The organism is bacterium (assembly GCA_024228115.1).
Classification (GTDB): Bacteria; Myxococcota_A; UBA9160; order UBA9160; family UBA6930.
Genome location: JAAETT010000007.1, coordinates 1 through 4,321 on the forward strand (window position 1 = coordinate 1; position 4,321 = coordinate 4,321).

4 protein-coding genes are annotated in these 4,321 nt (G+C 63.4%); 1 reads left to right on the top strand and 3 read right to left on the bottom strand.

Annotated elements, in window-relative coordinates; genetic code table 11:
* Both GY937_00205 and GY937_00210 read right to left on the bottom strand, forming a co-directional pair.
* On the bottom strand, positions 1 to 611 hold a 611-nt coding region (locus GY937_00205), incomplete at its 3' end, for a histidinol-phosphatase HisJ family protein (GenBank protein MCP5055127.1).
* Between the two features lie 63 nt (positions 612 to 674).
* Positions 675 to 1,514, bottom strand: coding sequence for an SDR family NAD(P)-dependent oxidoreductase (locus GY937_00210; GenBank protein MCP5055128.1), 840 nt, complete (start codon positions 1,512 to 1,514; stop codon positions 675 to 677).
* A gap of 46 nt (positions 1,515 to 1,560) precedes the next feature.
* Between GY937_00210 and GY937_00215 the strand changes: the two genes are divergently transcribed.
* On the top strand, positions 1,561 to 2,748 hold the full coding sequence (locus GY937_00215) for an alpha/beta hydrolase (protein MCP5055129.1): 1,188 nt from the start codon (positions 1,561 to 1,563) through the stop codon (positions 2,746 to 2,748).
* A 14-nt stretch (positions 2,749 to 2,762) separates the two neighbouring features.
* On the opposite strand, the gene GY937_00220 is transcribed toward GY937_00215, so the two are convergent.
* Positions 2,763 to 4,160, bottom strand: coding sequence for a wax ester/triacylglycerol synthase family O-acyltransferase (locus GY937_00220; protein ID MCP5055130.1), 1,398 nt, complete (start codon positions 4,158 to 4,160; stop codon positions 2,763 to 2,765).
* Positions 4,161 to 4,321: the final 161 nt, after the last annotated feature.

Genomic DNA, 4,321 nt, shown 5'->3' on the forward strand with positions numbered 1-4,321 from the left:
CTCGCCGCCTTGACGGATTCGAGTGCGCGCTCGACATGGGGCCAGACTTCATCCCCAAAGCCCGCCCCATCGCCATCGAACTTCCGGATCAGATCGAAGTGGCCGACGATTTCCGGACGCAATTCGCTGACGAGCTCTGCAAGATCATCGAAGTACGCCCGCTCGAGGGGAATGCGGCCTCCGATCTCGGCCATGACGGTCTCCGTGCGCTCCTTCGAAAAGTCGATGCATTGGGCATTCACGTGGTGAACGCTCCCGATGATGAAATCGGGGTCGGCATCTTCACGAATCCGAGTCATCAGCCTGGCCCAATCGTCGGGAGGCAGGCGCTCGGTCTCGAAACCGACGAGGATCTCGAGACGATCCGAGTAGAGAGCCCGCAGGCGCGCGGCTTCCAGCTGATAGTCGGCGAAGAGTCGTCCCAACCCTTCGACACCAAGATCGATTTCGTCTTCGAAGACGTCCTCGCTTCGAATACGCGGGCAGTGCTCGCTCAATCCGTAGTGGGTGAAGCCTGCCTGCCACGCTCGTTCCACCACCTCTTCGAGGCGGCCCTTGGCATGGCGGCAGAACTCGCCGGAGTGGCCTCCGTGGTAGCTGAACCAGGGCATCTGGATTCCAGGGTAGGTGGCACTGCAGGAGTTCGCAGCGCGATGAGAAACCTCGCTGGAGGGTTAGACGCGGCCCGATTCCCAGCGTCGAGAGATACGGGCCAGAGCCGTCTGATAGAGGGTGGGAAAGACCCGCTGAAAGCCGGAAAGGACTCGTGCGTCCGAGCCAATCAGGACACGGCGCTTTCCGCGCTTGACGCCGTCCACGATGCGTCGCGCCGCCGTCTCGGCCGTGGTGCGAGCCACCTTCGTGAACGTGTCATGACGTTCGTCTGAAGTCATCCCATCCGTCTGCAAACTTGCGAGCCTGGCATTTCGCGCAATCTGCATGCGAATGCCACCCGGGTGCACCGAGGTTACCGCTACCGCGCTACGCGCCGCTTCGAGTTCCATCGACAGGCATTCGGTGAAACCGCGTACGCCAAACTTCGCTGCGTTGTAGGCGCCGTTGCCGGGAACCGCGATCAGTCCGAACGCGCTCGAGATGTTCACGATATGACCCTCTCCCGCTCGCTCGAGGTGGGGAAGAAAAGCCTTCGTTCCATACACGACGCCCCAGAAGTTGATCCTCATCAACCATTCGAGCTCCTCGACCGTCAGGTTCGAGATCGTCCCTGCGAGCGCCACGCCGGCATTGTTGAAGATCAGGTGAGCGGCACCGTGGGCGCGCACGACCTGCTCGGCCCACGCTTCCACGGCCACCTGATCGGCCACATCCACGTGGGCGGTACTCACCTTGGCGCCTCGCGCTTCGGCCAGTCGCCGGGTCTCCTCCAGCCCTGCCTCATCCACGTCCGAGAGCGCCAACTCGCAGCCCTCAGCCGCAAGAGCGAGCGCGAGGGCCCTCCCAATGCCGGAAGCTGCGCCAGTTGCAGCCGCTACACGTCCTGTCAAGTTGCGCATGGGAGTGAGAGGTAGCGCTGCCGGAGGATGTCGGCATCTTCTCTGTGTGCCTGAGCGCCTGCTCACGATTCCTGCCGAGCAATTAGGGACCTTCGTCTCCGAGGCTTGGTCGGCGTTTCGCGGTGCCTCCCGTTACCGGGAAGTACCGCCCCTCGAGCCGCGGCTCGGCCTGCTCATCGAGGCAGCGCTGGATCGCACGTTCAAGCTGGCGACGAGTCTGGCTGTAGGCGTGCCCCTCCCGGAACAGGTCCGCAGCATGTTCGAGGAGGCCGGCGAGATGCGGGCCTTCTTCGAAGAAATGGGCTGGATCGACGATCCAGCCACCTATCATCGAACGCCACCACCCGTCGACGATTTCGAGCTCACGCCCGAAACAATCTGGGGTGGAACGGGACGCTGGCGCTATCAGGAGCTCAGCTTCGAGAGCGAGTTCGAGCCCCATGTCGGCGAGCCCGGCCGGGAAGCGTGGATGTCGAACGAGAAGAACGGCCGCGCCGCCGCCTACATTCTCGAACACGAGGGCCCGCCGCGGCCATGGATCGTCGGCCTCCACGGTTTCGCCATGGGCACGCCCCTCATCAGCTCGATGGGCTTCCCCTTGAAGATGCTGCACGAAACGCTGGGCCTGAACGTCGCGCTGCCGGTGATGCCGCTTCACGCATCGCGGAGCAGTTCACGTTTCAGCGGTCGCGAAGTGCTCGACGCCAACTACGTGCAGATGATCCACCTCTTCAGCCAGGGTACCTGGGACACGCGTCGCATCCTCTCCTGGATCCGGGCTCGCGGCGGAGAACGGATCGGCCTCTACGGCGTCTCGATGGGTGGCTACATTTCGAGCCTGGTGGCCGGCATGGAAGACGATCTCGAAGCGGTCGTCACCTCGATTCCGATGGTCGATTTTCCGACCGCGGCGCAAGACAACATGCCTTGGGTCATGCGGCGCTACGACGATGAGTTCGAAATGGACTGGGAGATCGTGCGAGCCATCAGCCATGTCGTCTCGCCGCTCAGCTTCCACCCGAGGCTGCCCAAGAATCGACGCTTCATCTTCGCGGGCATCGCCGATCGCGTGGTTCGACCCGATCAACCCAGGGCCCTATGGCGACATTGGGGCGAGCCCGAAATCCAGTGGTTCTCCGGCGGGCATGTGCTCGGAGTGTTCGAAAGATCTCTCGAGCCTTTCCTGGAAAATGCGCTCCGCCAGAGCGGACTCGTCTACGAACGGCGGCACTGAGCGCCGTCCGCGAATCAAGCGCCCACGAGTGCGATCGAACGACCCCGCCGGGCCGCCTCGCGAACGAGTTCCTCGAAGGAAGCCTGCAGGGCTTCGGTGAAGACGTCCAGGTCCGGCACCAGATCGAAATCGGCGTTGAAGCCAAAGCAGAGCTGGCCGTCGTAGCTCAGCACGGCGATGCCCAGCCCGCCGTTGTGACGCAAGGGCACTTTCCCGTAGGCCTCGACCAACCGGGCGCCCTTGAGGTAGAGCGGCACCTGCGGGCCCGGGACATTGGTGATCGAGAGATGCACGGCCGCTCCCCGGATCGAACGTGCGGCGAGAGCGATCATGCGAGTGGACGTCCAGCCCGCCGTGCCGGAGAGCGTCTTCGCACCCAGCGCCGGGCTCTCCTCATTCATCGCCTCGGTGCGCTCTCGCACCAGCTGGAAGCGGCGTACGGGATCTCGCTCCCACACGGGTAGCTCGAGGATCCGCTCTTCGACGCCTTCGTTGCGCTCGCCCCGGCGCAGGCTCATCGGAACCGCAGCGCGAAAATCGAGTGTGGCCGGGTTCACGTGATGCGCTCGCAGGTAGCGCGCAACGGCACCTGCCACGACGGTAAGAACGACATCGTGCACACTTCCGCCAAGCTCCGTGCGGACGCTCTTCGCTTCGTCGAGAGGTAGCGAGAGATGGGCGAACCGGCGATGAGGCCCGACCTCACCGTTCAGCGGAGTTTCAGGCAATCGCTTCAACGTAAAACCGACCATCCGTGCGATGTAGTCGGCTCGATGCCGGAGGTCATCGGCCAGGTTCTCGGTATCCTCGATCAAGGATTGCAGACGCCGCAGCACACGCCGCGGGAGCCTCGCCTGGCGAAGCACCTCGTCCCTCACCAACTCAGCCGCACTGGGGACCGGACGTGGCCGGTACAGCGGCGGCTCTTCGTAGATCTCGTCCGGGTCGGGGGAGAGAAGAACCTGCAGCAGGTCGACACCGGCGCCATCCACCATGGCGTTATGCGTCTTCAACACGAGTGCGAATCGCCCACCCGACATCCCTTCGAGGACCCAGCCCTCCCAGAGCGGCCGGGAGCGATCGAGGCGCTGGGACTGAACGCGGGCCGCCACCTTCTGTAGCTCCGCGTGACCGCCCGGCCGGGCCAAGCTGGTATGACGCAGGTGGTAGTCGAGGTTGAACTCACGATCGTCCACCCAGACAGGATGGTTTTCCACCGGGATCCAACGGAGCTTTCGCCGGTACTGAGGCGCCCGGTGAAGGCGGGACTTGATCGCCGAACGGATCGATGCGAAATCGACGCCGCCGTCCTCCGTCGCAAGCGGACCGGGCTCGAAGATGAGTGTTGCACCAGAATGCTGGAAACGGCGGGAGGTCTCGTGTTCGAGCAGGCCCGCGCTTTCATGGCTCAATCGGTCGTACGAATAACGAGGCACTAGCCCGAATAATTCATGAAGAAGTCGCGTTCCTGAATTGAAGAAGGCCCCAGTTGCGGTAGAAACGTGTTGCGACACGCGTTTCCCCTCAACAAGGGCCCCTTCATGAAGCCGGATACTACCGCACAGACTGTCAC

Coding starts and splice junctions, on each gene's coding strand:
- GY937_00210 (MCP5055128.1), bottom strand. CDS start 1,514: ATGCGCAACTTGACAGGACGTGTAGCGGCTGCAACTGGCGCAGCTTCC.